19 protein-coding genes are annotated in these 24515 nt (G+C 75.1%); 15 read left to right on the top strand and 4 right to left on the bottom strand.

What is annotated here, in order from left to right; all coding sequences use genetic code 11:
* Nucleotides 1–162 precede the first annotated feature (162 nt).
* The 7 genes from EJA20_RS10130 to EJA20_RS10100 all read left to right on the top strand — a co-directional run bounded on the left by EJA20_RS10130 (nucleotide 163) and on the right by EJA20_RS10100 (nucleotide 8534).
* On the top strand, nucleotides 163–828 hold the full coding sequence (locus tag EJA20_RS10130; RefSeq protein WP_129338037.1) for a glycoside hydrolase family 30 beta sandwich domain-containing protein: 666 nt from the start codon (nucleotides 163–165) through the stop codon (nucleotides 826–828).
* Nucleotides 762–1385 carry an SDR family NAD(P)-dependent oxidoreductase gene (locus EJA20_RS10125; RefSeq protein WP_338068817.1) on the top strand — a complete coding sequence of 208 codons (624 nt, stop codon included), beginning with the start codon at nucleotides 762–764 and terminating at the stop codon, nucleotides 1383–1385. The genes EJA20_RS10130 and EJA20_RS10125 overlap by 67 nt, the downstream gene beginning before the upstream one ends.
* 226 nt (nucleotides 1386–1611) lie before the next feature.
* Nucleotides 1612–2796, top strand: coding sequence for a glycosyltransferase (locus tag EJA20_RS10120; protein ID WP_129338036.1), 1185 nt, complete (start codon nucleotides 1612–1614; stop codon nucleotides 2794–2796).
* Between the two features lie 127 nt (nucleotides 2797–2923).
* Nucleotides 2924–4582: a glycosyltransferase family 2 protein gene (locus EJA20_RS10115; RefSeq protein WP_129338035.1), complete on the top strand. Its 1659-nt coding sequence runs from the start codon at nucleotides 2924–2926 to the stop codon at nucleotides 4580–4582.
* Nucleotides 4579–6117: a glycosyltransferase family 39 protein gene (locus tag EJA20_RS10110; RefSeq protein WP_164983924.1), complete on the top strand. Its 1539-nt coding sequence runs from the start codon at nucleotides 4579–4581 to the stop codon at nucleotides 6115–6117. The genes EJA20_RS10115 and EJA20_RS10110 overlap by 4 nt, the downstream gene beginning before the upstream one ends.
* A gap of 209 nt (nucleotides 6118–6326) precedes the next feature.
* Nucleotides 6327–7505, top strand: a complete 1179-nt coding sequence (locus tag EJA20_RS10105; protein WP_129338033.1) for a glycosyltransferase — start codon at nucleotides 6327–6329, stop codon at nucleotides 7503–7505.
* A gap of 21 nt (nucleotides 7506–7526) precedes the next feature.
* The gene (locus EJA20_RS10100) at nucleotides 7527–8534 is read left to right on the top strand and encodes a glycosyltransferase (protein WP_129338032.1); all 1008 of its coding nucleotides are present in this window, start codon (nucleotides 7527–7529) and stop codon (nucleotides 8532–8534) included.
* A gap of 67 nt (nucleotides 8535–8601) precedes the next feature.
* On the opposite strand, the gene EJA20_RS10095 is transcribed toward EJA20_RS10100, so the two are convergent.
* Nucleotides 8602–9048, bottom strand: coding sequence for an HIT family protein (locus tag EJA20_RS10095; RefSeq protein ID WP_129338031.1), 447 nt, complete (start codon nucleotides 9046–9048; stop codon nucleotides 8602–8604).
* A gap of 220 nt (nucleotides 9049–9268) precedes the next feature.
* On the opposite strand from EJA20_RS10095, the gene EJA20_RS10090 reads away from it, so the two are divergent.
* Nucleotides 9269–10648 (top strand): glycoside hydrolase family 26 protein, encoded by a 1380-nt coding sequence (locus EJA20_RS10090; protein ID WP_129338030.1) that lies wholly within the window; start codon nucleotides 9269–9271, stop codon nucleotides 10646–10648.
* 97 nt (nucleotides 10649–10745) lie between these two features.
* On the opposite strand, the gene EJA20_RS10085 is transcribed toward EJA20_RS10090, so the two are convergent.
* Nucleotides 10746–11816: a glycosyltransferase gene (locus EJA20_RS10085; protein WP_129338029.1), complete on the bottom strand. Its 1071-nt coding sequence runs from the start codon at nucleotides 11814–11816 to the stop codon at nucleotides 10746–10748.
* A gap of 371 nt (nucleotides 11817–12187) precedes the next feature.
* Between EJA20_RS10085 and EJA20_RS10080 the strand changes: the two genes are divergently transcribed.
* From EJA20_RS10080 to EJA20_RS18685, 6 genes are all read left to right on the top strand, one after another.
* Nucleotides 12188–13798 (top strand): lipopolysaccharide biosynthesis protein, encoded by a 1611-nt coding sequence (locus EJA20_RS10080; protein WP_129338028.1) that lies wholly within the window; start codon nucleotides 12188–12190, stop codon nucleotides 13796–13798.
* Nucleotides 13799–13802: 4 nt separating this feature from the next.
* Entirely contained in the window at nucleotides 13803–14789 is a 987-nt protein-coding gene (locus tag EJA20_RS10075) for a glycosyltransferase (protein ID WP_129338027.1), read from the top strand.
* A 343-nt stretch (nucleotides 14790–15132) separates the two neighbouring features.
* Nucleotides 15133–16272 (top strand): glycosyltransferase, encoded by a 1140-nt coding sequence (locus EJA20_RS10070; protein WP_129338026.1) that lies wholly within the window; start codon nucleotides 15133–15135, stop codon nucleotides 16270–16272.
* Nucleotides 16269–17411 carry a glycosyltransferase gene (locus EJA20_RS10065; protein WP_129338025.1) on the top strand — a complete coding sequence of 381 codons (1143 nt, stop codon included), beginning with the start codon at nucleotides 16269–16271 and terminating at the stop codon, nucleotides 17409–17411. Before EJA20_RS10070 ends, EJA20_RS10065 begins: the two co-directional genes overlap by 4 nt.
* A complete protein-coding gene (locus EJA20_RS18690) occupies nucleotides 17408–18463 on the top strand; it encodes a glycosyltransferase family 4 protein (protein ID WP_164983923.1) in 1056 nt (351 codons plus the stop codon). Before EJA20_RS10065 ends, EJA20_RS18690 begins: the two co-directional genes overlap by 4 nt.
* Nucleotides 18460–19434 (top strand): glycosyltransferase family 2 protein, encoded by a 975-nt coding sequence (locus tag EJA20_RS18685; RefSeq protein ID WP_164983922.1) that lies wholly within the window; start codon nucleotides 18460–18462, stop codon nucleotides 19432–19434. The genes EJA20_RS18690 and EJA20_RS18685 overlap by 4 nt, the downstream gene beginning before the upstream one ends.
* A gap of 112 nt (nucleotides 19435–19546) precedes the next feature.
* Here the strand turns inward: EJA20_RS18685 and EJA20_RS10055 are convergent, their stop codons facing one another.
* Both EJA20_RS10055 and EJA20_RS10050 read right to left on the bottom strand, forming a co-directional pair.
* Nucleotides 19547–20956, bottom strand: a complete 1410-nt coding sequence (locus EJA20_RS10055; RefSeq protein WP_129338023.1) for a glycosyl hydrolase — start codon at nucleotides 20954–20956, stop codon at nucleotides 19547–19549.
* A gap of 282 nt (nucleotides 20957–21238) precedes the next feature.
* Nucleotides 21239–22690 (bottom strand): glycosyl hydrolase, encoded by a 1452-nt coding sequence (locus tag EJA20_RS10050; RefSeq protein ID WP_129338022.1) that lies wholly within the window; start codon nucleotides 22688–22690, stop codon nucleotides 21239–21241.
* A 316-nt stretch (nucleotides 22691–23006) separates the two neighbouring features.
* Here EJA20_RS10050 and EJA20_RS10045 point away from each other — a divergent pair, with 316 nt between their 5' ends.
* Nucleotides 23007–24119 carry a glycosyltransferase gene (locus EJA20_RS10045; RefSeq protein WP_129338021.1) on the top strand — a complete coding sequence of 371 codons (1113 nt, stop codon included), beginning with the start codon at nucleotides 23007–23009 and terminating at the stop codon, nucleotides 24117–24119.
* Nucleotides 24120–24515 lie beyond the last annotated feature (396 nt).

The raw sequence follows: 24515 nt of genomic DNA, 5'->3' as shown, positions 1-24515 counted from the left end.
GGCGGTGCCGTAGGGCCGTACCGTCGGTGTGATTCACCCTTCCGGGTCGACGTGACACGAGGTAGATGACCGCGAGTCGCTGCCTGACATCGGTCGACCGCGAGTCACGGACGCCCGTATTCCGTTCGTCATCCGATCGGGAGCCAGGTGGGAGCCGTCCGGATGTCGCCCGCTCTGCGTGCCGCCGGCCTGACGACCGAGGTGCTGGGCTCCGACCACACCTGGGGCGTTCACGACGGCGACTCCGGTGCGGATCGCGACCACGTCGCACGCCTGCTTACCGGACCTGCCGCACCGCACCTCGCCGGTACCGCCTCCCACTGCTGCTCCGGTGACGCCGCGGCGCAGGACGCCGTGCACGCCCTCGCCCCGGACGAGCGCGTCCGGGTCACGGAGTGCACGGGCACCGGGGCCGCCGGCACCACCGAGGCGCAGGCCTTCGCCGACTCCCTCTACTGGCACTCCTCGCGCGTCGTGCTGCCCGCGCTCGACCACTGGGCGTCGGCGGTCTTGGAGTGGAACCTCGCGCCCGACCCGACGGGCGGCCCCCACGTCGGGGGCTGCGGCACCTGCACCGGCTTCGTCACGCTCGACGGCGACCTGGCCAGGTGGAGCGGGGAGCTGGCCGTCCTGGCCCACGCCTCGCGCTTCCTGCCGCGCGGGAGCGTCCGTGTGGGGTCGTCCTCGACCGCGGCGAACGTCACGCAGGTCGCCTTCCAAGAGCCCGACGGCGCCGTCGTGGTCCTCCTGCACCAGAGCGGGTGGACGACGAGGGCCGTCACCATCGACGTAGCCGGCCGCCGCTTCACCGTGCCCGTCGCGCCGTGATCCACGCAGACCGTCCGGCTGGTGGCGCCGCTCTGCTGACTGCGACGTCCGGTGCACCGAGTTGTGCCGCCCGTCACGGCAGTCGTCGTCGAGACAAGTGGCGCTTCGTCGAGGCGAACGTGCGCGGCCCGATGCTCGTCACCCACGCCGTGCTGCCCGCGATGCTCGCACGCGGCGGCGGCCGCGTCCTCGACGTCAACTCCGGCTCCGGCCACCGCCGCCAGGCGCAGTACACCGGCTACGCCATCAGCAAGGGCGCGCTGTCACGCCTGACGTCGCTGCTGGACCACCAGTACCGCGACCGAGGCCTGCGCACCCTGGACCTGGCGCCCGGGGTCGTCCGCACCGACATGACCGCCGGCATGCCGCTGCACGACGACCGCAGGGACTGGACGTCGGTCGAGGAGGTCGCCGAGCTCGTCCGGGCGTTCGGGGACGGCGAGCTCGACGAGCTGTCCGGCCGGTTCGTCCGCGCCGGCGTCGACACCCCGGCGTCGCTGCGCGCCAGCATCGACCGCGTCGTCGCCGAGGACCTGCGGGTGCTGCGCCTGCCCTGAACTGGACGCCTACCGCTCCCGGGCCCCTGGACCACCGCCGAGGACCGCAGATGGCTGCCTCGCGAGCGCCGGCGGACGAAGAGCCCGCGCGGGTGCGCCGCTCGGGTGAGCGGCGGTCGCCGACGGGTGCTGCTCCCACGCCGTCCGGGTGAACCGTCCGTTTCGGTCGAATCGGACACTTCCCGACCTCTTAACGTCGCAGCGACGACACAAGGGAGCAGGACGCATGGACGAGCGGGTGCAGGCGCGGGACGCGGTGACGGTGGTCGTGCCGACGTTCGACGAGGCGGGCAACATCGAGGAGCTGGTCCGCCGCATCGAGGCAGCGACCGCGGCCCTAGACGTGGAGGTGCTCTTCGTCGACGACTCCCGCGACCGCACGCCGCAGGTGATCGAGCGCGTCGCGGGCGAGTCGGGTGTCCCGGTGCGGCTCCTCCACCGCGAGATCCCGTCCGGAGGGCTCGGCGGGGCCGTGCTCGAGGGTGTCCGTGCCGCCCGGACGGACCTCGTGCTCGTCATGGACGGTGACCTGCAGCACCCGCCGGCGATGATCCCGGTCCTCACGCGCACCGCGAGCGAGTCCGGGGCCGATCTCGTCGTCGCATCGCGCTACACGGGGACGGGAGACCCCGAGGGACTGGCGAACGGCATCCGCCGCCTGGTCTCGTCCGCCTCCACCATCCTGACCCGGGCGATGTTCCCGGCCAAGCTCCGCGCATGCACGGACCCCATGACGGGGTTCTTCGTCCTGAACCGGCGGCAGGTCGACCTGGACGACCTGGCGCCGCGCGGCTTCAAGATCCTCCTGGAGATCATCGCCCGGCAGCCGCGGCGGCTGCACATCGTCGAGGAGCCATTCGTCTTCGGGCACCGCTTCGCCGGCGAGTCGAAGGCGTCGCTGCGACAGGGGCTGGACTTCCTCGGTCAGCTCCTGGCCCTCCGGTTCGGCAAGCTCTCGGGTTTCGCGCTCGTCGGGGCCCTGGGCGCGGTGCTCAACGTGCTCCTCGTCGCCGCCCTGACGGCCGGGCACGTCCACCACGTGCCGGCGCAGTGGCTGGCCGCCGAGCTGACGATCCTGCTCAACTTCGCACTGCAGGAGCGGCTCGTGTTCCGAGACCTGGCCAGGCACGCCCGTCCGCGGCTGCGACGGTTCGTCGCGTCGTTCACCTTCAACAACGTGGAGGCGTTGGTGCGGATCGCCGTCGTCTCCGTGCTCGTGACGCACGCCGGCCTCCACGTGGCGCCCACCACCGCGGTCGCGCTCGCGCTGGCCTTCCTCGTGCGCTTCGCCTTCCACTCCCTCGTTGTGTACGCGCCGCGGAGGCGGCCAGCCCCGACGCTCCCCGCGTCGGTGGACCGGATCACGCGTGTCCAGGGCGTCGGGGCCGCGAGAGACCTCTCCGCCCGCTGACCGCAGAGCGGTCGGAGCTCGCCACGCCCGCGCAGGGCGCGCCCCTGCGCGGGCGTCGCTCCGCCGCGCCCCTGCACCCGTTCCCACGGCCGCGCACTGCCGGTCGCCCCCAGATCCCGAGGACAGCATGTCTGACAGCACTGCCACGCTCGAGCCCGTCGCGCGGGGGATTCTTCCCGCACCGCTGGTGCCGTTGTCGCCGACGGCCTCGGTGCCCGCCCTGGACGGGCCGACGGACGACGAGAAGCTCGCGTACCTGCGGGGCGGGCAGCACAGGTGGCTGTTCGTCCTCAGCGCGCTGGCCTTCGCCGGCGTCGCGGCCAGCCTCGCCGGCCTGGCGTTGCGGTCCTACTGGACGCTGGTCTTCCTCGTCCCCCTGGGGCTCATGCTCGTTGAGCAGGCTCTCGCCCTCGTGACCTCGACGCGACGGCGCCGGCTCACCCTCGGCGAGCACGTGGCCACTGTCCGGTCCTGGGATCCTGTGGTCGCCCCGTCGGTGGACGTCTTCATCCCGACCTCCGGGGAGGACCTCGAGGTCCTCGCCACGACCACGGCGGCAGCACTCCGGCTGGACTGGGACGGCAGCCTGCTCGTGCACCTCCTCGACGACGCCGCGCGTCCCGAGGTGGAGCGGCTCGCCGTCGCGCTCGGCGCCCGCTACCTCGCGCGGCCCGGCTCGGCGTTCAAGAAGGCCGGCAACCTGCAGCACGCCCTCGAACGGACCGAGGGCGAGCACGTCCTCATCCTCGACGCCGACTTCGTCCCGCGCCCCGACCTGCTCCGCGAGCTGGTGCCGTACCTCGACGACCCGGCGGTCGGGATCGTCCAGAGCCCGCAGTTCTTCGCCACGGCCCGGTCGATGAAGTGGCTCGAGCGTTGCGCCGGCGCCACGCAGGAGATGTTCTTCCGCTTCATCCAGCCCTCGCGCGACGCCGTCGACGCGGCGATCTGCGTGGGGACGTCCGCGGTCTACCGGCGCGCCGCGCTCGACGCGATCGGCGGGTTCCCGCTCGTCGGGCACAGCGAGGACGTCGTCACCGGGGTCCGGATGCGCGACGCCGGCTTCTCCCTGCGCTACGTCCCCGTCGTCCTCAGCCGTGGTGTCTGCCCCGACGACCTCGACGCCTTCATCGCCCAGCAGTACCGGTGGTGCGAGGGCTCGATGGCCCTCATGACCGACCGCCGATGGATCGCAGACGAGAGCATCAGCGGACGCCAACGCCTCTCGTTCTGGGCCGGCTTCCTCTACTACGTCAACACCGCCCTGTTCGCGGTCGTCGCGCCGTTGCCGCTGCTCGTCATGGCGTTCTTCTTCCCGGGGAGCATCGCCCCGGAGAACTCGCTCCCCTTGGCCGGCGCCGTCCTCCTGTGGCTCGTGGTCCTGCCGGCCGTGTCACGGAGCCGGTGGCGGCCGGAGGTGCTGCGCGTCCAGACGATCTACGGCTTCGCCCACCTCTTCTGCATCCTCGACATGCTCCGCGGGAGGGTTGCGGAATGGGTGCCCACCGGGGCGCGGGCCGTCCGGTCGCCCGTCGCGCACCGGGTACGGCGGTTCATGGGCGGGTACCTGCTGGCGACCCAGGGGCTGGTGGCACTCGGCCTCACGCTCGGCGTCGTGCACCACGGGCTGGGGGAGTACTGGTCGACGCTCGCGCTGGCGCTCCTCATGGCGTACGTCGCCCTTCCCGTGGCATCCGCCGCGCTGCGCCCCTCGGCCCCGGCGGACGCCGTGCTCGTGCGCTCCCCCGGAGACGCGCTGCCCCTCCTGCTCGGGGGGGGCCGGTGACCGCCGTTGGCACCGTCCCGCTCGCGACGGTACCGACCTGGGAGCTGACCGTCCGCTCGCTCCTGCCGCGCCGCGTGGCCGGGGCCGTCGGCCGCCGCGTCCGGCACCTGCCGCTCGGCGTGGTCCTGCTGGTCCAGCTCATCGCCGCCGTCCGGCTCGACCGGAGCGCGTTCCAGGACGAGGCGCTCTACATCTACACGGGGCACCTGATCATCGGAGCCTGGTCCGGAGGACCCGGGCCTGTCGTGGACCCGGCGGCCTACTTCTCCGGCGCACCGCAGCTCTACCCGGTGCTCGCCGGGTTCCTCGACGGCGTCGGCGGTCTCGGCCTCGTGCGCTCCTTCTCGACGCTGTGCATGCTGGCGGCCACCGTCGCCGTCTACTCCGCGTCGCGCGACCTGCTGGGCGCGCGGCGAGGGACGACCGTCGCGACGACCGCCGCCCTCGCCTTCGCGCTGACCCCCACCGTCCTGCACGTCTCGCACTTCGCGACGTACGACGCGCCCTCCTTCATGCTCGTGGCCTGGGCGTATGCGCTCTGCGTCCGGGCGCAGGTGCGGCGACGGTCCCAGGGGTGGTCGGTGCTCGCGGGCCTGCTCGCCGCCGCAGCCGTGCTGCTCAAGTACGCGTCCGCCATCGACCTGCCGCTCCTCGTCGTGGTCGCCCTCGTCGCGGGCGTGCGGCGCCGCCGGGACCTCCGCCCGGCGCTGCAGCACGCAGCGGCCACCACCCTCACGGCGAGTGCCGTGCTCGTCGTCTCCGTCCTGACCTGGGCGCGTCCCCTGCTTCGAGGCCTGACGACCACGACGACGGACCGCGAGGCCATGGTCACCGGGCACGTTCCGGAGACGGTGGGGACCCTCCTGGAGGTCGCGGGCGTCACCTACGCGCTCATGGGGGCGGGTGCCCTCCTGCTGGCACGCCGGCGTCTGCTGCTGGCGCTCGCCCTGCTCGTCGCGATGTGCGCCGCCCCCGGATACCAGGTGGCGATGGGCGAGGAGGTGTCGTTCACGAAGCACGTCGTGCTCGGGCTGGTCCTCGGCGCGCCCCTCGCCGGCCTGCTCATCGCCCGCCTCGTCGAGCACCGGCTCGGCGTCCTCGTCGCGCTGGCCGTGCTCTGGGCCGGTCTCCTGCAGGGCTTGTTCGGCTCCGCGCGCCTCTACGACGTGTGGCCGGAGACCGACGACCTCGCGTCCGTGCTGCGCTACTCGGTCGAGGCCATGCCGGGCATCCAGATCCTCGGTGACAACCCGGAACCGCTCGAGTACGCGCTACGGGACGCGACGGAGCCGGCGCAGTGGTCGGCGACCTACGAGGGCAGCTTCTTCCACGAGGGGCTCCACGGCCTCGACGCCTACGAGGCGGCGCTCACCGACAACCATTTTCAGCTCGTCTTCCTCGACGGCTCCTACCCGGTGAGCGCATCGCTGCTCCCGCGGATGGAGGCCTTCGGCTTCGAGCGGACCGGCACGGTCCGGACGGCGTACGGCGCGCACGAGTGGGAGATCTTCCAGCGCTTCGACGACCTCGACTGAGCCACCGCGGGGTGTGGCGTACCGGACGGCGACCGACCGGGCGAAGTTCGCCGTACGCCCTCGGCAGCGGGAGGTGCCGCTGTTACCGTCGGAGACCCGCCGGTGGGAGTCCCCCGCGACGGGAGCGTCCCGGTCCGCCACCCGCCCGGCCGACCCCGAGCAGCAGGACAACCCGACGCCAGCGACGGGTCCACAGGAAGAGGACGTGCATGGACGGCACCGCACGCACGGCAGTGACGATCGTCGTCCCGACGTTCAACGAGGCCGGCAACGTCGAGGAGCTCGTGCGGCAGGTGGCCGAGGCCACGGCGGGGCTGGAGGCGGAGCTCGTCTTCGTCGACGACTCGACGGACGGCACGCCGCAGGTCATCGAGACGGTGGCGGCGCGGACGACGGCGCTGCCCGTCGCCCTGCTGCACCGCGAGGTGCCCGTGGGCGGGCTCGGGGGAGCGGTCCTCGAGGGCGTCGCCCGGGCGCGGCACGACCTCGTGCTCGTCATGGACGGCGACCTGCAGCACCCCCCGGCGATGATCCCGGTGCTCGTGCGCACGGCGGCGGAGAGCGGCGCGGACCTCGTCGTGGCCTCCCGCTACACGGGGACGGGGGACGCGGGCGGCCTCGCGAACGGCGTGCGGCGGATGGTGAGCAAGGGCTCGACCATCGTCACGCGCGCCATGTTCCCCTCGCGGCTCGCGCAGTGCACGGACCCGATGACGGGGTTCTTCGTCCTGCGCCGCTCCACGGTCGAGACGGCGTCCCTGCAGCCGCGCGGCTTCAAGATCCTGCTCGAGATCATCGCCCGGCAGCGGCGCAAGCTGCGCATCGTCGAGGAGCCGTTCGTCTTCGGCGAGCGGTTCGCCGGGGAGTCCAAGGCCACGTTCCGGCAGGGCGTGGACTTCCTGCGGCAGCTCGTCGCGCTGCGCTTCGGCAAGATGTCGGGCTTCGCGCTCATCGGGGCGTTCGGCGCGGTGCTGAACATCGGGCTCGTCGCCGTGCTGACGGCCGAGCACATGGGCTACCTCGCGGCCTCGGTCCTGGCCTCCGCGCTGACGATCGTCACGAACTTCCTGCTCGCGGAGCGCTTCGTCTTCCGCGACCTCATCGCACAGGCGCGGCCCCGCGGCCAGCGCTTCCTGGCCTCCGTCTCGTTCAACGGCATCGAGGCGGCGGTGCGGGTGTACGCGACGTACCTGCTCGTCGACCGGGCCGGCTGGAACGTGGTGCTCACGACGGCCGTCACCCTGGCGGTGGCGTTCCTCGTCCGCTTCTCCTACCACTCGCTCTTCGTCTACGCCGCGCGCGAGACGGGCAGGGGCGCGGTGCCCTCGGTGGACCGTGTGGTGCAGGACACCGCCGCCCCCGTCCGTGGCCCCCTCGCCGAGGACTGACCGAACCCGCACAATTCGGGCATGACCCGACGCGAGCAGCCGCGCCCGACCCCGAAGCTCCTGTACGTCACCTGGCACCGGCACGGCGGGCGCGTCCGGGAGATCTCGTCCGCGCTGGGCGCCGACGCCCTCCACATCCGTCCCGTCGTGCGCGTGAAGCGCCTCCACGTCACGGTGCAGCGCTCGCTCAGCGTCCTCGTCACCGTGCGCGAGCTCGTCCGGCGCCGTCCCGACGTCGTCCTCGTCACCAACCCGCCGGCGCTGCCGGGGGTCCTCGTCGCGGCCGTCTCCCGGCTGCTCGGCGCGCGCTTCGTGCTCGACAACCACCCCGGCTCCTTCGGGGACAAGGACAACGCCGGCGGGCGGCGGGCCGTGCCCGTCACGCGCCGGCTCGCGCGGGCGGCCCTCGTCGTCCTCGTGAACAACCCCGAGTACGTGCGCGTCGTCGAGGGCTGGGGCGGCCGGGCGACGATCGTCCACGAGGGCCCGCCCGAGAGCCTGCCGCCCGTGTGGGAGCCCCGCCCGGGGGCGCGCACGCGCGTGCTCGTGCCGGCGGTCTTCGACGTCGACGAGCCCGTCGACGTCGTCGCCGAGGTCGCCCGGCGGATGCCGGACCACGACTTCGTCATGACGGGGGAGCGCGGCTCCGCGCCCGCGTCCCTGCGCGACGCCCTGCCCGCCAACCTCGAGCTCCTGGGCTTCCTCGGGCCCGAGCCGTACGAGGCCGAGCTCGCGGCGTGCGACGTGGTGCTCGCGCTGACCACCGCGCCGCGCTCCGTCCAGCGGTCCGCCTACGAGGCGGTGTACGCCGGCCGCCCCCTCGTGTGCTCGGACTTCCCGTTCGCGCGGGAGTACTTCCCGTACGCCCACCACGCGCACAACGAGCCCGACGCCGTCGTGCGCGCGCTCGAGACCGCCGTCCGGGACGCGCCCGAGACCCTCCTGACCGCCCGCAAGGTGCAGGCCGCCCGCTGGGACGAGCAGATCGGCGAGCTGCGCCGCCTCGTCGGGCTCCCCGTCACGGTCTGACGCCGCGCGGAGGACCTCGGCAGGGGCGGCGGCACCCGCACGGGTGGCTCCGCGCCGCCCGGGCCCGCTACAGGGCCGGGGAGCCGAGCGCCGCGGGCACGTGGGCCCCGTGGCCGTCCTCCCGCAGGGCGGTGCGCAGCCGCTCGGCCGCGGCGTCGAGCTCGGGGGCGGGGACGTCCTGGCGGGCGTTCGCGAACGTCAGGCTGCTCTCGTCCCACGCCGGCAGGACGTGCAGGTGCAGGTGGGGGACCTCGAAGCCGGCGACGAGGAGCGCGGCCCGCGGCGCACCGAACGCCCGCTCCTGCGCGCGGCCGATGCGCGCCGCCACGGCGGTGAGGCGGGCGAGCAGCGCGTCGGGCGCGGCGGTGAAGGCGTCGACCTCCGCGCGCGGCACCACGAGCACGTGGCCGTCGGTGATGGGGGCGATGGTCGCGAACGCGACGACCTCGTCGTCCGCCCAGACGAAGCGGCCGGGGATCTCCCCGGCGAGGATCCGCGTGAACAGCGTGGCCATGGCGCCACCGTAGCGCCGGAGGGGCCGTGCCCCGTCTGGCGGACCGGGAGGGGACTTCCGACCCCCGGGAGCGGGAACTGAGGGGTTCGGGTCACCCGATCGACCCCGCCCCCGGTCAAGCGCCCGACGGGCCGGGACGACGAGGGGGCATCAGGGTCGCCCCCGCCTCGGGACGTGGGGAGGGGGCGGCCGGCCAACCGCCCCCCACCTGGAGCCTCCCGTGGACACCACCACCCCCGCACGGCGCCTGCGCCGCGGCCTCAGCACGGCGCTCGCCGCCGTGCTCGCGGTCGGCGGCGTGCTCGCCACCACCACCTCGGCCACCGCGGCCGTCGACCCCGACACCCGGTCCGGCGTCTACGTCGGCGCCCGGGACCTCACCAAGCTCGCCGCCTTCGAGACCTGGCGCGGCGCGAAGGCCGGGATCGCCACGGACTTCCTCGACTCCACGTCGTGGACCTCCCTGACGGACCCGTGGGTCATGAACGGCTGGAACGGCAAGGGCTACCAGATCGCCCTCGCCGCGCCGATGCTGCCCGCCGACACCACGACGACGATCCAGAAGGGCGCCACCGGCGCGTACGACGCCTACTGGAAGAAGATCGCCACGAACCTCGTCAACGCCCGGCAGTCGAACGCGGTCGTCCGCATCGGCTGGGAGATGAACGGCGACTGGTTCCGCTGGTCGGCGCTCAAGGACCCGGTCGCGTACACGGAGTACTGGCGCAAGATCGTCACGGCGATGCGCTCCGTGCCCGGCCAGGCCTTCCTCTTCGAGTGGGCGCCGAACGTCGGCGGCCCCACCGGGTGGGACAACGCCAGCGCCTACCCCGGCGACGCGTACGTCGACCTCATCGGCATGAGCCTGTACGACCAGAACTGGGGCCTGGCGCCCGAGCAGTCCGCCGAGCGGTGGGCGCAGTTCGTCACGATGAAGGGCGGGCTCGAGTGGAGCACGGACTTCGCGAAGGCCCACGGCAAGAAGAACTCCATCGCGGAGTGGGGCCTGGCCCAGCGCTGCGACGGCCACGGCGGCGGTGACGACGTCTACTTCATCAACCAGCTCGACGCCTGGATCGACGCGCACGACTACTACTACGAGAGCTACTTCGACCGGAACCCGAACTCCTGCGAGGTGCACACCATCACCGGCGGGCCGTTCCCCCTGGCCCGCGAGGCGTACAAGGCGCGGTTCCTGCCGGACCCGGAGCCCACGACCCCGACCGGCCCCTCCACGGCCGAGGAGTGCCCGCCCGGGACCGTGCCGGTCGACCCGATGACGGCGCTGGTCAAGGTCAGCACCACCGCGAACCGCGCGAACGGCGTCGTCCTCGACGGCTCCACCCTGACCGGCAAGGTGTACGTCTTCGCCACGCCGGACTTCACGCCGCTCCAGATCACCTGGTACGTCGACGACCCGCAGATGCAGCGGACGCCGTACTCGACGGAGAAGACCGCGCCCTGGGACCTCGCGGGCGGCACGGCGACGGCGGCCAACGCCTTCGACGTCACGGCGCTCGCCCCCGGCCAGCACACGATCACGGTGAAGTACGCCACGGCCCTCGGGTCGAAGTACTCGCAGGTGACCTTCACGCGCTGACCCCGCCCGGGCCCGCGCACGGCAGCGCCCCCACCGCTCGGCGGTGGGGGCGCTGCCGCGTGCGCGGCCCGTGCCGCCGGTCGGGCGGTCCGCCCGGTCAGGCGGTGGTCGTCAGCGCGGGCGCCGCCGTGCGGTCGGCCACGGAGGTGAGGAACGCGTCGAGCCCCGTGGAGAACCGCTCCATGTTGTAGTCGGGCTCCAGGTGCTTCGCCGTGCCGGCCTCGCCCCGGCGGCAGCGGGCCAGCGCCTCCGAGAGCGCGTCCTCGTCCCCGGGCGGCACGACGACCCCCGCCCGCACGGCCTCGAGGTCGTAGGGGAACGCGACGGAGGCCGTCGTCACCACGGGCACGTCCGCGGCGATCGCGTCCGCCACCTCCGTCATGCCGGCGAGGACCTCGCCCCGGCGCAGCGGGACGACGACGGCCGCGGCGGACTTCACGCGCGCGACGATCTCCGGGTAGGGCGGCGAGTACTCCGTGCGCGTCTCCTCGCCGTCCCGGAAGGCGGTGGTGGTGGACGCCTCGAAGATGTAGCCCGTGAGGCGGTCGCGGCGGGCCACCGCCCGCAGCGCCCGGTAGTCGCGGTTCGTCTTGCCCGCGGAGACGAAGTCGACCCGCTCGGCGTGCGGCGCCGTCTCGGCGTAGATGCGCGAGTGCAGGTCGGGACCCCAGGGCAGCGTGACCTGCGGCTGCGCGGCCGGCAGGAACGCGGCGCAGCGCTCGCGGACGTGCTCCGAGAGGAAGACGCACCCGTCGAGGCCCCGCAGGGTCCACCGCTGCCACCGCGAGGTGGGGACGTGGTGGACGATCGCGACGACGGGCCGCGGGAACAGGTGGAGCCGCCGCAGCGCCGCGAGCGCCGCGAAGCTGCCGCCGTCGGCCGCGTAGACGACGTCGACCTCGGCGAGGTGCAGCAGCACCCACGCGGCGGCCGCCACGTCCCCGAGGGTCCGCATGACGGCCTTGCGGAGGAACTCGGCCCCGGGAGGGGCGTTCGTCAGGTGCGCGGCGATGGACCACCGCGGGATGGTCCACGCCGTCTGCCGCGGGGAGCCGTGCAGGGGGTGCCCCCACAGGTGCTGCCCCGGGTAGATGCCGCGCTCGTACTTCCGCAGCGCGTACCGCATGGAGTAGTTGTTCAGCAGCGCGACGCGCAGATGCGGGCTCACGGCGACGGTCCCCTCCCGTGACGATGGCCGGGCGGCCCGGGGACGGGCGCGTCGCGCAGCCGGCCATCCGGGCAATTCGGACCCAGCGTAGGGCGCGGCCCCGTCCGTCGCGCCGGGACGGCGGAGTTCACCCGGTCCGCCACGCGCGCGGGTGACACCGCGGGACTTCACCCTCCGGCGCCCGGGTGAACGCCCTGACCAGCGGCGTCGCCCCCACGGCGGCGCGCGGCCGGCGGACGCCCTGGTCAGCGCGAGGTGAGGGTCACAGCGCCCGGACCCCTCCGGGCCGGGGGTGCGCGAAGGGCCGCCCGTACCCTGGCGGCATGCCTTCGCACCGGACGGGTGCACGTGGTGCAGCAGAGGCGCGCGACGTGACCAGCGACCCCGAGGACCGCCCCGACGGCGGCGACCTCCTCGCGGCGACCCCCGGCACGGCCGCTCCCGTCGCCCCGGCCGAGCCCGCCGCCCCGGCCGGGCCCGCCGCGGCCGACGACGTCGACCGCGGCCCCGAGGGCGACCTGAAGTCCCACGCCCTCTCCTCGGTGAAGTGGAACTTCCTCGCCTCCGTCGCCTCCCTGCTGGGGCGGCTCGTCTTCACGTTCGTCCTGGCCCGCCTCATCGGCCCGGAGAACTTCGGCATCTTCTCGATGGCCACCCTCTACACGACGTTCGCGGTCGTGGTCCTGGACCAGGGCTTCGGGCTCGCCCTCATCCAGCGCAAGGAGCTGCGGCCGACGGACGTCGCGAGCGTCGCCTGGCTGAACTTCGCGATGGGCACGACCCTCGCCGTCGCCACGCTCGTCGCGGCCCCGGCCATCGCCGACTTCTTCGGCACCCCCGAGCTCACCGCCGTGCTCCGCGTGCTGAGCATCGCGCTCTTCCTGCGCGGGATCACCCTCGTCCGCGAGAACCTCGTGCGGCGCCACCTGCGCTTCCGCGAGTTCGCGCAGCTGCAGGCGGCGGGCGTCCTCGCCGGCGGCGTCGCCGGCGTCGTGGCCGCGCTGCTGGGCGCGGAGTACTGGTCCCTCGTCGTGCAGATCCTCGTCAACGACGTCGTCATCGCCGTCGGCCTCGTGATGCTCGCGCGGGACGTGAGCTGGCGCGGCTCCTGGCGCAGCCTGCGGGACATGGCGAGCTTCAGCAGCAAGATGCTCGTCACGCAGGTGATGATCTACATCGGCGGCAACGTCGACAACATCCTCATCGGGCGCGTGACGAGCCCGGCCCAGCTGGCGTTCTACGCGCTGTCCTACCGGCTCCTGCGGATGCCGATCCAGATGATCGGCTCCGTCGTCAACGGCGTGGCCCTGCCGATCTTCGCCCGGCTGCAGGACGACGACGAGCGCACCACGTCCTGGTTCCTCACCGCGACGCAGGCCGTCGCCGTCGTGGCCTTCCCGCTCTTCGGGGTGATGGTCATCGGCGCGGAGGCCGGCGTCTCCGTCGCGTTCGGCGACGAGTGGCAGGGCGCGGTCGTCCCCCTGCAGGTCCTGGCCCTGGCCGGCATCCCCATGATCGTGCGGATGCTGCTCTCGCCCCTGGCGACGGCGCGCGGCGAGGCCGGCCTCGTCCTCTTCTGGAGCACCCTCGGCGTCTGCCTGCAGATCGTCGGCATCGTCGTCGGCCTGTGGCTCGGCGGCATCGTCGGCGTCGCCGCCGCCGTCACGGTCACCGCCTACGCGACGTGGCTGCCCAACGTGGCGCACGTCCTGCGCCGCACCGTCGGGCTGGGCCTGGACCGCTACGTCGTCATGCTCCTGCCGCCCGCGGCCTCGACGGTGCTCGCCGTCGGCGTGTGGTGGGCGGCCTACACGCCCTTCCGGCCCGCCGAGGGCGAGGCGCACCTCGCGGTGGCCTTCGTCGGGGTGAGCGTCCTCGCGCTCGCCGTCTACGGCGCCGCGATGCGCCTGCTGTTCCCCCGGACGTTCGCCGCGGTCGTCGGCGTGGGCAGCCAGGTCGCCCGCCGGCAGACGGGCGCGTGAGGCCGTGCGCCCCGCCGACCCCGTCGACGCACCGGGACCCGGGTCCCCGCCGCCGCTGACGATCGCCCTGGGCATCATCACCTGCGGCCGGCCGCACGGCCTGGAGAGGCTCCTGCGCGCGGTCGCCGCGCTCGACGTGACGGGCCTGGACGTCGACGTGCGCGTGGTCGTCGTCGACAACGACGCCGTGGGCGCGCAGGGCCGGGCCGTGGCCGAGCGGCTGCGCCCCGGGCTGCCGTTCCCGCTCGTCGTCGACGTGGAGGCCGAGCGGGGCATCCCGCTGGCCCGCAACCGCGTCGTGGAGCTCGCGGGGGACGTCGAGGTGCTCGGCTGGCTCGACGACGACGAGGCGCCGCGCCCCGACTGGCTCCGCCGGCTCGTCGACGAGCTGCGGCTCACCGGCGCGGACGTCGTCATCGGCCCGTCGGTGCCGCACCTGCCGGTGGGCTCGCCCGCGTGGATGGCCGACGGCGGGTTCTTCGAGCGCACCCGCTTCCCCACGGGGACGAAGCTGCCCGGGCACCACGTCCGCACCTGCGGCGTCCTCGTCCGCCGCGCGGCCATGCCCCCCCGCCCGCGCCCCTTCGACGAGTCCCTGCGCCACACGGGCGGCTCCGACCGCGAGCTCTTCGTGGAGATGGAGCGGAGCGGCGCCGTGATGCTGTGGGTCGACGAGGCCGTCATGGTCGAGGACGTCCCCGCCTCGCGGGCGCGGCTGCGCTGGGTGCTGCGTCGGGCGTACCGCATCGGCACCAGCCGCAGCACGACCCTCGTCCGCGACGGGGCCTCCGCGCGTCGCCGCGCGCGCCGCGCCCTCGGCGGCGTGCGCAAGATCGCCGAGGGCGTCGCGGCCGTCGCCGGGGCGGGCCTGCACCGGTCCGGCGCCGTCGCGGCCGTGCAGGGGCTGCGCGAGTGCTGGTACGGGGGCGGCCTCGTCGCCGGGGCCGTGGGGCTGCGCTACCAGGAGTACCGCCACCTGCACGGCACCTGAGCCGGGGGACGGTGCCCGGCCCTCGCCGGCGCACTCCCGGGGCCCTCGCGGGGCCCTCGCGGGGCCCTTCCGGCGCGCGCGGCGCCGGTGACGTCGCTCACGGACGGCGGCGGCCGGTCGGCCCCGCCCGGCGGGGGCGCTGGGCTAGGGTGGCCGAGCCCGGACGGGCCGGCGGACCCTGGTCCGCAGGCCCCCTCCCCGCCGCGGCCCGAGCACCCGACGGACGACCGGCCCCGCGCCGGTGCCGCCGGTGCCCGCGGCCCGCACGGCGGGGTCCGCCGCCCGGGCACCGTCCCGGCGACGCCCCGGCGGCGCCGGGGGAGCGTTCGACGAGAGGAGCCGGGTGACCCCCCGCACCGGCACACCGCCCGCCACCGGCACCACCCCCGACCGCCTGACGGTCGTGTCCCTCAGCACCGCGTGCTGGGGCGCGGAGGAGAGCCTGCTGACCCTGCTGGACGGCGTGCCCGTCCCCGCCCGGGTCGCGGCCCCCGAGGGCGAGCTGCTCGAGCGGGCCCGCGCCCGAGGCCACGCCACCCTCGCCCTGCGCCACCGCGACGTGCTGCGGCTGACCGGCCTCGGGACGGAGGTCGGCGCGGCCGGCACGCCCGGCGCGATGCTCCTCGGCGCGGCCGCGCTCGCCGGCCTCCCGCTGTGGGGCCGCGGGCCGGTGGTGAGCTTCAGCATGTGGCTGCACCTGCCCCTCGCCCTCGCCGGGCGCCTGCGCGGCCAGGGGGTCGTGCTCGACCTGCACGACGGCCCCTTCACGCCCGCGGGCGCGGCGGTCCAGTCCGCCGCGACGTACGCGGCCGGCCGGAGCGTCAGCGTCAGCCGCACCGCCCTCGAGCACGTCGGGCGCTTCCCCCACCGCCGCGTCCGGGTCGTCCCGCGGCCCGTCGCGATCCCCGCGGGGTCCCGCGGGGGTGCCGGCGCGTCGGGCGACCGGGCCGCCGGCGGGCCGCTGCGTGCGCTCGTCGTCGGGCGGCTCGACCGCGAGAAGCGGGTCGACGTCGTGCTCGCGGCGCACCGCCGCCTGCTCGACGAGGGCCGCGACGTGGCCCTCGAGGTCGTCGGCGCGCCGCTGCGGGGTGCGGAGGGCCTGGAGGAGCTGCGCGGGCGCTGGCCCGACGCGGACCTGGTGGGGCGTCTGCCCCACGACCGCGTGCTCGAGCGGATCGCCGCCTCGGACCTGCTCGTCAGCGCCGCGACCGGCGAGGCCTTCGGGCGCACGGTCGCCGAGGCCGCGCTGCTCGGGGTGCCGGCGCTCGTCGTCGGCGGCGGGCCCGCCGAGCTCGTGCGGGACGGCCGCACCGGCCTGCACGCCCCCGACCCCGAGGTCGAGGGCGTGGCGGCGGGGCTGCGGCGAGCCGACGACGACCGCGCCGCGCTCGCCCGTCTCGGAGCCGCGGCGCAGGCGGAGCTCTCGGTCCTCTGCGACCCGGACGCGGTCGCCCGGCAGTGGTGGGAGGCGGTGAGCGCGTGACCCGCGCCGTCCTGGTGACGAAGCAGGTGCCCTGGCCCTCGACGAGCGGTGCGGCCCTGCGGGAGTCGAACGTCGCGGCCATGCTCGGCACGGTCGTCGACGACGTCCACGTCGTCGGCTTCGGCGCCCAGCCGGACCAAGCGCTGGTGCCCGAGGGCGTCACCGTCCACGCCTTCGAGGGGTCGGACGACGTGCGCGGCACGCTCGCGGCCGGGTCCCTCGTCATCGGCCGCTGGTTCTCCGCCGCCATGGCCCGTCGCGTGGCCTCCCTCCTCACCCCGGGGACCCACCTGCACGTGGGCTTCCCGCACATGGCGGTCGCCGTGCCCGCCGTGAGCCGCATCGACTCCCTCGACCTGCACAACGTCGAGAGCGACCTCCTGGCGCAGCGGGCCGCCCGTCGCGACCCGGTGCAGCGCCGACTGCTGGCCGCCGAGGTGTGGCGGATGCGCGCGTGGGAGCGCCGGCTCGGGGCGGAGGTGCCGATCGTCTCGTGCGTGTCGGAGAACGACCGGCGCCGGTTGCTCGCGCTGGGCGTGGACGCGCTCGTGGCGCCCAACGGGGCGGTCCTGCCCGCCGAGCCCACCCCGCCCTCGGGCGACACCGTCGCGTTCGTCGGCTCCCTGGACTGGGAGCCGAACGAGGAGGGCGTCCTGTGGTTCGCCCGGCAGGTCTGGCCGCACCTGCGGGCCGCGCGCCCGGCGACCCGGGTCACCGTGGCGGGACGCTCGCCCGGCCCGGCCCTGACGGGGCTGCACGTCGACGGCGTGGACGTGCGCGGGGACGTGCCGGCCGTGGGGCCGGTCTACACGGGCAGCGCGCTGGCGATCTGCCCGCTCCTCACCGGAGGCGGCTCGCGCCTGAAGATCGTGGAGGCCCTCGCGCACGGCCGGCCCGTGGTCTCCACACGGCTGGGCGCCGAGGGCATGGAGGACCTGTGGGGCCACGGCGTGGTCGTGGCCGACGACCCCCGGGAGTTCGCGGGCACCGTGGCCCGGCTCCTGGCCGACCCGGCGGAGCTCGCGCGCCTGTCGGCCGAGGGGCGGGCGGCCGTCGCCCGCTCCTGGTCCTGGGAGGCCACCCTCCGGCCCCTCCGGGACCGCATCGTGCAGAAGATCGAGAGAGGGGCGGGCCGGTGATCCGCGTCGCGGTCGCGAACGAGTACAACCTGCGGGACAACGTCGGGCGGTTCCGGGAGGGGCGGTACGCGCGGCACCTGCTGTTCGGCGTGCAGGAGCTCACGCCGCCCGGCTTCGGCGCGCGGTTCGTCGGCGAGAGCCTGCCCGGCTGGTTCCACGACAAGCGCGCCGCGCGCGTGCTCGTGACGAACCTGCGCGGGCTCGTCTCCGGGGCGGACGTCGTCTACTCCACCTACACCTACGGCGCGCTCCTGCCCGGCCTCGTCCGCCGCCTCGTGCCCCGACGGCGGGTCGTCACGCTCGTCCACGGGCTCCCCGGCGCGCTGCGGGAACGGCCGGGGCTGTTCGCCCGCGTCTTCGCGGGCCACGACGCCCTCGCCTTCCTCAGCCCCCGCGACCTCGAGGCCGTCGGGCCCGCCCTGCGGCCGGACCAGGACGCCTTCTGGGTGCCGTGGGGGGCCAGCCAGGACTTCCTCGGCGACGGCGCCGCCGGGACCGACATCTCTCACCTCCTGCCGCCCGCCGCCCGGGACGGGCGCCCGTTCGCGTTCGCCATCGGCAAGAGCAAGCGGGACTGGGACACCCTCGTGGCGGCCCAGCGCGCCGAGGGCTTCCCGCTCGTCGTCGTCGCGGACCGCAGCTGCCCCGTGCAGCCCTCGGACTCCGTGGCGGTGCACGTGCCCGCGGCGGGCGCGAAGGAAGCCGTCTCCCTCGACGAGGTGCGGGCGCTGTACCGCTGCGCGACCGTCCTCGTCCTGCCCCTCGTCGAGGACGAGAGCCTCAACGGGCTCACGGCCCTGGGCGAGGCGCTCGGCAGCGGGAGCGTCGTGGTCATGACGTCCACCCGCGCGATGGGTCCCTTCGCCCCGCTCTACCCGGGGTGGGTCGTGCCGGTGCCGCCGCAGGACGGGCCGGCGATGGGGACGGCGATCGCGAAGGCGCTCGTGGGGCCGCTGCCGCAGGAGCGCCCCGCGCTGCCCACGGCCGAGCGGTTCGAGCGGCTCGTGCTCGGCGTGCTCGCCGGCCGCCGCAGCACGGAGGTGGCCGCGTGAGCGCCGCCGCCGAGCCGCTGCTCGTCGCCATCGACGTCTGCACGAAGCTGCGTCCCGTCGGCCTCGCGGCGCTGCTCGACTCCCTCGCGGCGCTCGAGCCGGCGTCGCGCCCGGTCCGCGTGGCCGTCGTCGTCGTCGACAACGACCCCGGCGCCTCCGCGCGCGAGGCCGTCACCGCCCGCGCGGCGGGCTACCCGCACGAGCTCCTCTACGTCCACGAGCCCGTGCCGGGCATCCCCGTGGCGCGCAACGCCGGCATCGAGGCGTCGCTGGAGTGGGCCCGCGGGCACGCGCCGGCGGGCACGGAGCACCCCCTGCACGCCGTCCTCGTGCTCGACGACGACGAGGTGGTGGTGCCCGGGTGGCTGCGCGTCCTGCTCGAGGTGCAGGAGAGCACGGGGGCCGACGTCGTCACCGGCACCGTCGAGCCCGTCTTCGTCGGCACGCCGCCGGCCTGGGTCGTCGAGGGGAGGTTCTACGAGCGCGAGCGGTTCCCCACGGGCACCGAGCTGAACTACGCGCGTACGAGCAACGTCCTCGTGCTCGGGCAGGTGTTCACCGAGGACGGCCTGCGCTTCGCGTCCGTGGGCATGCAGGGCGGCTCCGACACGTTCTTCTTCGAGCGTGTCCACCGGCTGGGCCGGCGGATCGTGTGGGCCGACGAGGCCGTGGTGTCCGAGGAGGTGCCGGTCAGCCGGATCTCGGCGCGCTGGCTCGTCGCCCGGCACTACCGCTACGGCCTCGTGCGCAGCGCGACGCTGCGGGCCCTCGACGGGTCGCCCGTGCGGTACGTGCGTCGCGTCGGCATGGGCGTGCTCACGGTCCTCGGCGGGGTCGTGCGCACGCTGCTGGGCGTCCGCAGCACCGCGCGGCGGGTGGCCGGCGCCCAGCAGGTGGCGCGCGGCGCGGGCCTCGTGCTCGGCCTCCTCGGCGCCTCCTACGACGACTACCGCGTGGTGCACGGGCGCTGACGGCGCGCGCTCGTGCGGGCCGTCGGACCGGCACCGCACGCACGGAGGGCCGGGACCCCAGGGGTCCCGGCCCTCCGTCGTCCCCGGGCGGTGCGGTGCCGGGCACGTGGCGTCAGCGGCTGAGGAACGGCACCGTGAGGGTGCGGCTGCCCGACGCGGTCTCGAGCACGGCCGTCAGCGTGTGCCGGCCGCCCGACAGGCCCCGGGCGTCCCACGGCAGCGCACGGGACGCCGTCCCGCCGCGCAGGTCGAACGGCGCGGAGGCGTCCACGCCCAGCGGCGTGCCCGACGCGTCCGGGTCGTCGAGGTAGAAGCGCACGCGCTCCACGTCGGACGCGGTGCGCGCGGTGACGAACACCCGGCGCGCGGACACGCCCATCCACTCCAGCGGCTGGCTGCGGGCGCGGTCCGAGGACCAGCTGACCCGCAGCTCGTCGTCCCCGGACGGCGTGCCGACGCCGGGCGCGGGGGCCGGGGCGGGGGCCGGGGCCGGGCGGGACGGCGTGCCGTCCTCGTCGGCCGACGCGCCCGAGCCGAAGTGCTCCCGGTAGGCGGCCGCGCCGGCGGGGAACCGGCCGCTGCCCATGCGGAACTGCTGGTCGCACGGGTTGGGCCCGGTGTAGTCGTAGTACGTCTCGTAGAGGTAGTCGTGCTCGTCCGTCCACTGCGCGACCCGCTCGATGAAGTACGGGTCGTCGTTGCCGCCGTTGCCGTCGCAGCGGTGGGACAGGCCCCACTCGGGCAGGGACAGCTCCTTGTCGTGGCTGCGCGCGAACCCGACGGTCCACTCCAGCCCGTAGGGCATGGAGACGAAGTGCCGCCACCGCTGCTCGCGCTGCGAGGGGGAGTGGCCCCAGCTCTGGTCGTACAGGGAGTTGCCGATGACGTCGACGTAGGCGTCGCCCGGGTAGGCCCGCGTGGGCACGAAGCCCGGGGCGCCGTCTCCGGGCTGCGGGGACCACTCGAAGCGCAGGTCGGACGCACCCGGGACGGCGCGCATGGCGTCGACGATGCTGCGCCAGTACGCGACGTAGGTGCCCGGGTCGGCGACGGCGGACCAGCGGAACCACCGGCCGTTCATCTCCCACCCGATGCGCACCACGGCGTCGGACTGGCCCGTCGCGACGAGGACGCGCGCGACCTCGGCGAAGTGCCGGTCGTACGCGCCGTCGGCCCCGGCCCGCATCGAGCCGCTGTCCTCGGGGAGCATCGGCACGGAGTAGACCGTCTCGTAGCCGCGGCCGGCCCAGTACTGCACGGCGTAGGCGTCCCGGATCGTCTCCCACGAGCGGCCGTCGACGAAGTCCATGACGACGCCGGCGTCGCGCCCGCGCCACCGCTCGAACTCCTGCACGGTGGCGACGCGGGCGCCGCGGCCGTAGACGCCCGAGAGCGTCTCCCGGTCGGCGGCGGCGGCCGGCGTCGCCAGCCCCGCGGTCGTCAGCGCGGCGGCGACGGCGGCGACGGCCGCGGCGCGCAGGGCCGTCCGGGCGCGCCGGAGCCGTCCTGTGGTGGTGTGCATGCTTCTCCTCGTTCGGTCCCGTCCCCGGGCGCGGGCGCCGGCGGGCCTCGGGCCTCGCCGGGTGCCCGCCGGAACTGGCACCGCCCCGTGCCGTCCCCGGGCTGCGTCCACGACCTCCGGACGCCTCGTGCCTCGACCATACGGGTGAGAAGTGGGGTGAAATTCGCCCTTTCGGGGTGATCCTTGCCATATGGCGGGGCGCGCGGTGCTATGGCACGCGCGAGGCCCGGCAGGTCGCCCGACGATCCCGGCGGAGAGGCCCCCGCGGGGCGGGCGCGCCCGTCAGCGCAGGAACGGGATGTGCAGCACGCGCTCGCCGCCCGCGGACTCGAGCACGACGGTCAGCACGTGCTTGCCCCGCTCGAGGTCGCGCACGTCCCAGGCGGCCGCCACCTCGGGGTCGCCGCCCTCGAGGTCGAAGGGGGCGGCGTCGCGCACGGCGAGGGGCTCGCCGGACGCCGACTCGTCGTCGAGGTGGTACCGGACGCGGGTCACGCCCTCCGTCCCCTCGAGGAAGACGAAGACGTCCGTCGAGACGCCCATCCACCACAGCGGACGGGCCCCGGAGCGGTCGGAGAGCCAGCTCACCATCACCCGGGCGTCGGCTCCCGCGGGCTCGAGGGGCTCCTGCTCCTCCTCCTGCTCCTCCTGGTCCGTCGCCGCGTCCTCGCGGGCCGCGTCCACGTCCTCCGTCGAGGTCGCGGCCGGCTCGTCCCCGCCGAAGCGCTCGAGGTAGGCGGCCACGCCCTGCGGGAAGAGCTCGGGGTCGAGGGCGTGCACGCGGTTGCACTCCGTGGAGCTGGAGTAGTGGAAGTAGGTCTCGTAGTAGTAGTCGTGCGCCGCCACCCAGTCGGCCACGCGCTCGATGAAGAACGGGTCGTCCTCGCCGCCGTTGCCGTCGCACCGGGAGGACAGGCTCCACTCGGGCAGGGAGTTGCGCTTGCCGTGGGCCGCCGCGAAGTCCACGTTCCACTGGAGGCCGCCCTCCATGGTCACGACGTGCTCCCAGCGCTCCTCGTCCTCGTCGGGCTCGTGGGCCCAGCTCTGGTCGTGCAGGGAGCTCCCGACGAGGTCGACGTACTCGTCGCCGGGGTACGCGCTCTCCTTGTCGAACGCGCGCGAGCCCTCGCCGGGCTGGGGCGCCCACTCGAAGAGGAAGTCCTGGCCCTCGACGGAGCGCATCGCGGTGACGATGTTCCGCCAGAAGCCGACGTAGGCCTCGGGGTCGTCGAGCGCCGACCACGGGTACCAGCTGCCGTTCATCTCCCACCCGATGCGGATGACGGAGTCGGCCTGGTCGTTCTCGACGAGGGTGCGCGCGAGCCCGACGAAGTGCTCGTCGAAGGCGCCGCCCGCACCCTCCTGCATCGTGTCGTCCCCCTGCGGGAGCATCGGGACGGACCAGGCCATGCGGTAGCTCGTGCCCTTCCACTGCCGCACGAGCCACGGGTCGGAGATGGAGGACCAGTCGTCGTCCGCGAGGAAGTCGGCGACGATCTCCGCGTCCCGCCCGCGCCAGCGCTCGAACTCCTCCACCCGCTCCACCCGTGCGCCGTGGCCGTACACGCCCGAGAGCGTGCCGTCGCCCGCCGGCGGGAGCGGGTCGGCCGGCGTCGGGGGTGCCGGGGCGGGGCGCAGGGTGGTGAGCAGCAGCGCGACGGCCACCGCCGCGACGACGACGACGGCCGCCGCCGTCCAGCGGCGTGCGGCCCTGCCCCGGCGTGCCTCCAGCAAACCCCGCGTCCCCTCGTCGTCGTGCGCCCCGCGCCGACCGCCCGCCCGGGGGCGTCGGCGCGCACGGCGGCGCTCTCCCTGCTCGGTGCCCCCAGTCTGTCCTGATCCGGGCGGTTTCCTCCCCCTTCCGCAGGGGTGAAGTGCGACACCACACTCTCGGGTGACCCGAGGGTCGAGCTCGGCCGTCGGGCCCTGTGGCTCACGTCACGCCGACGGGTGGCAACCGGGTGACGCCCGGTCGGTGCCAGGGCCGGACGTCTACTCTGGCGCTCGACGCCCGGGGCCCGGCCCCGCGTCGACGACGGGAGGACACCCCATGAACCGACCAGCGCTCGTCACCGCCGCCGCCGGTGCCGCCGTCTTCGGCGCCGGCCTGGTGCTGCCGCGGCTCGCCGCGGCCCTCGAGAGGAACCTCCCCTCGACGCCCACCTTCGCGCCGCTGGCCCCGCTGCCGGAGCGCCCGAGCATCGAGGTGGTCGTCCCGGCCTACCTCGAGGCCGGCACCGTCGGGGCGACGGTCGTCTCGCTGCACAAGGCCCTGGCCTCGCACGCCGGGGAGTCGCGCGTGACGGTCGTCGCCTCCGACGCCGAGACCGCGTCCGCGGCGCGCGCGGCCGGTGCCGACGAGGTGCTGGAGGTCGGGCGGGCGGGCAAGCCCGGCGCGGCGAACCTCGCCGCCGAGCGCTCGACGGCCGACGTCCTCGTCTTCACCGACGCGAACTGCGTCATCGTCCCCGACTCCTGGCCGTCGCTCGTCCTCGAGGCCCTGCGGGAGGCGCACCTCGTCTCCGGGCACAAGACGGAGCGGGGCACGGGCGAGGGCCTGTTCTGGCGGTACGAGCAGAGCGCGAAGGCCGGTGCCGCCGCCATGGGCGGCAACCTCGGCGTCGTGGGGGAGTTCCTCGCCACGCGCCGCTCGGACTACCTCGCGGTCCCCGCCGGCACCGTCTCGGACGACCTCTGGCTCGCCACGGAGTACCTGCTCCGCGACCGCCTCGTCGTCATCCACGACGAGATCTTCACCGAGGAGGACGCCGCGGAGCCCCGCGAGCAGTGGCGGCGGCGCACCCGCATCGCCCGCGGCCAGCTGTCCGAGCAGATCCCGCGCCTGCCGCAGCTCCTGCGCCGGCCCGCGGGGCGCACGTACGTGGCCCACAAGCTCTACCGGATCACGGTGGGCAACCTCGGCTTCTGGACCGCCGCGGTCGCCGGCCTGGCCGCCGTGCCCCCGCTCACCACGGTGGCCCTGCCCGCCGCCGTCGTCGCGGGCGTCGTCTACGCCGGGCGCCTGCCGGGCGTGACCCTGCCGGGGCCGCTCGTCGCCGTCGGGATGCAGGCGGTCCCGCCGGTCGCGGCCGTCCAGGTGCTCCGCGCCCGCCTGCGCGGCGGCGCCGATCGCCCCACCGGCTGGCACAAGATCGCGCGCTAGCGGGCCCCACCCGCGACCGCCCGCGCCGTCCTCGGCGCGGCACCCCGCCGAGAGCGGCGTCCCGGACCCGGGGCGCCGCTCTCGGCCGTCCGGGTGACGCGGCCCCGCGGCGGCGCTGGGCGAAACGGGTGAAATGGACACGCGACGCCGCTGGCGGGGGCGCCCGCGCGAGGGAGATCACGTCCCGGGGGGTCCGCTGCCCGAGGGCGCCCCGTTAGTCTCGGCCCCGGACGCACCCGTGGTGCGTGGACGGCGCGACGCCGTCGCGGCGGGCCGTGCGGCCGACGCCGTGCCCGGCCGCAGCGGCGGCCCCCCCGAGTGGATGGAAGAGGACCAAGGTGGAGCTTGCGGAGTTTCTCGAGGCCGTGCGGCGCGGGTGGAAGGTCCTGGTGGCCT

Origin of the sequence: Cellulomonas endophytica (genome assembly GCF_004123805.1) — a bacterium.
Lineage (GTDB): Bacteria > Actinomycetota > Actinomycetes > Actinomycetales > Cellulomonadaceae > Cellulomonas > Cellulomonas endophytica.
Note: the sequence above shows the minus strand (reverse complement) of the source record. Positions and strands in the feature narration are given on the sequence as shown.

Bases quoted from the DNA above. Each gene is read 5' to 3' on its own strand.
- EJA20_RS10120 (WP_129338036.1), top strand. From the start codon at position 1,612: ATGGACGAGCGGGTGCAGGCGCGGGACGCGGTGACGGTGGTCGTGCCG.
- EJA20_RS10115 (WP_129338035.1), top strand. From the start codon at position 2,924: ATGTCTGACAGCACTGCCACGCTCGAGCCCGTCGCGCGGGGGATTCTT.
- EJA20_RS10095 (WP_129338031.1), bottom strand. From the start codon at position 9,048: ATGGCCACGCTGTTCACGCGGATCCTCGCCGGGGAGATCCCCGGCCGC.
- EJA20_RS10055 (WP_129338023.1), bottom strand. From the start codon at position 20,956: ATGCACACCACCACAGGACGGCTCCGGCGCGCCCGGACGGCCCTGCGC.
- EJA20_RS10105 (WP_129338033.1), top strand. From the start codon at position 6,327: ATGGACGGCACCGCACGCACGGCAGTGACGATCGTCGTCCCGACGTTC.
- EJA20_RS10130 (WP_129338037.1), top strand. From the start codon at position 163: ATGTCGCCCGCTCTGCGTGCCGCCGGCCTGACGACCGAGGTGCTGGGC.
- EJA20_RS10045 (WP_129338021.1), top strand. From the start codon at position 23,007: ATGAACCGACCAGCGCTCGTCACCGCCGCCGCCGGTGCCGCCGTCTTC.
- EJA20_RS10100 (WP_129338032.1), top strand. From the start codon at position 7,527: ATGACCCGACGCGAGCAGCCGCGCCCGACCCCGAAGCTCCTGTACGTC.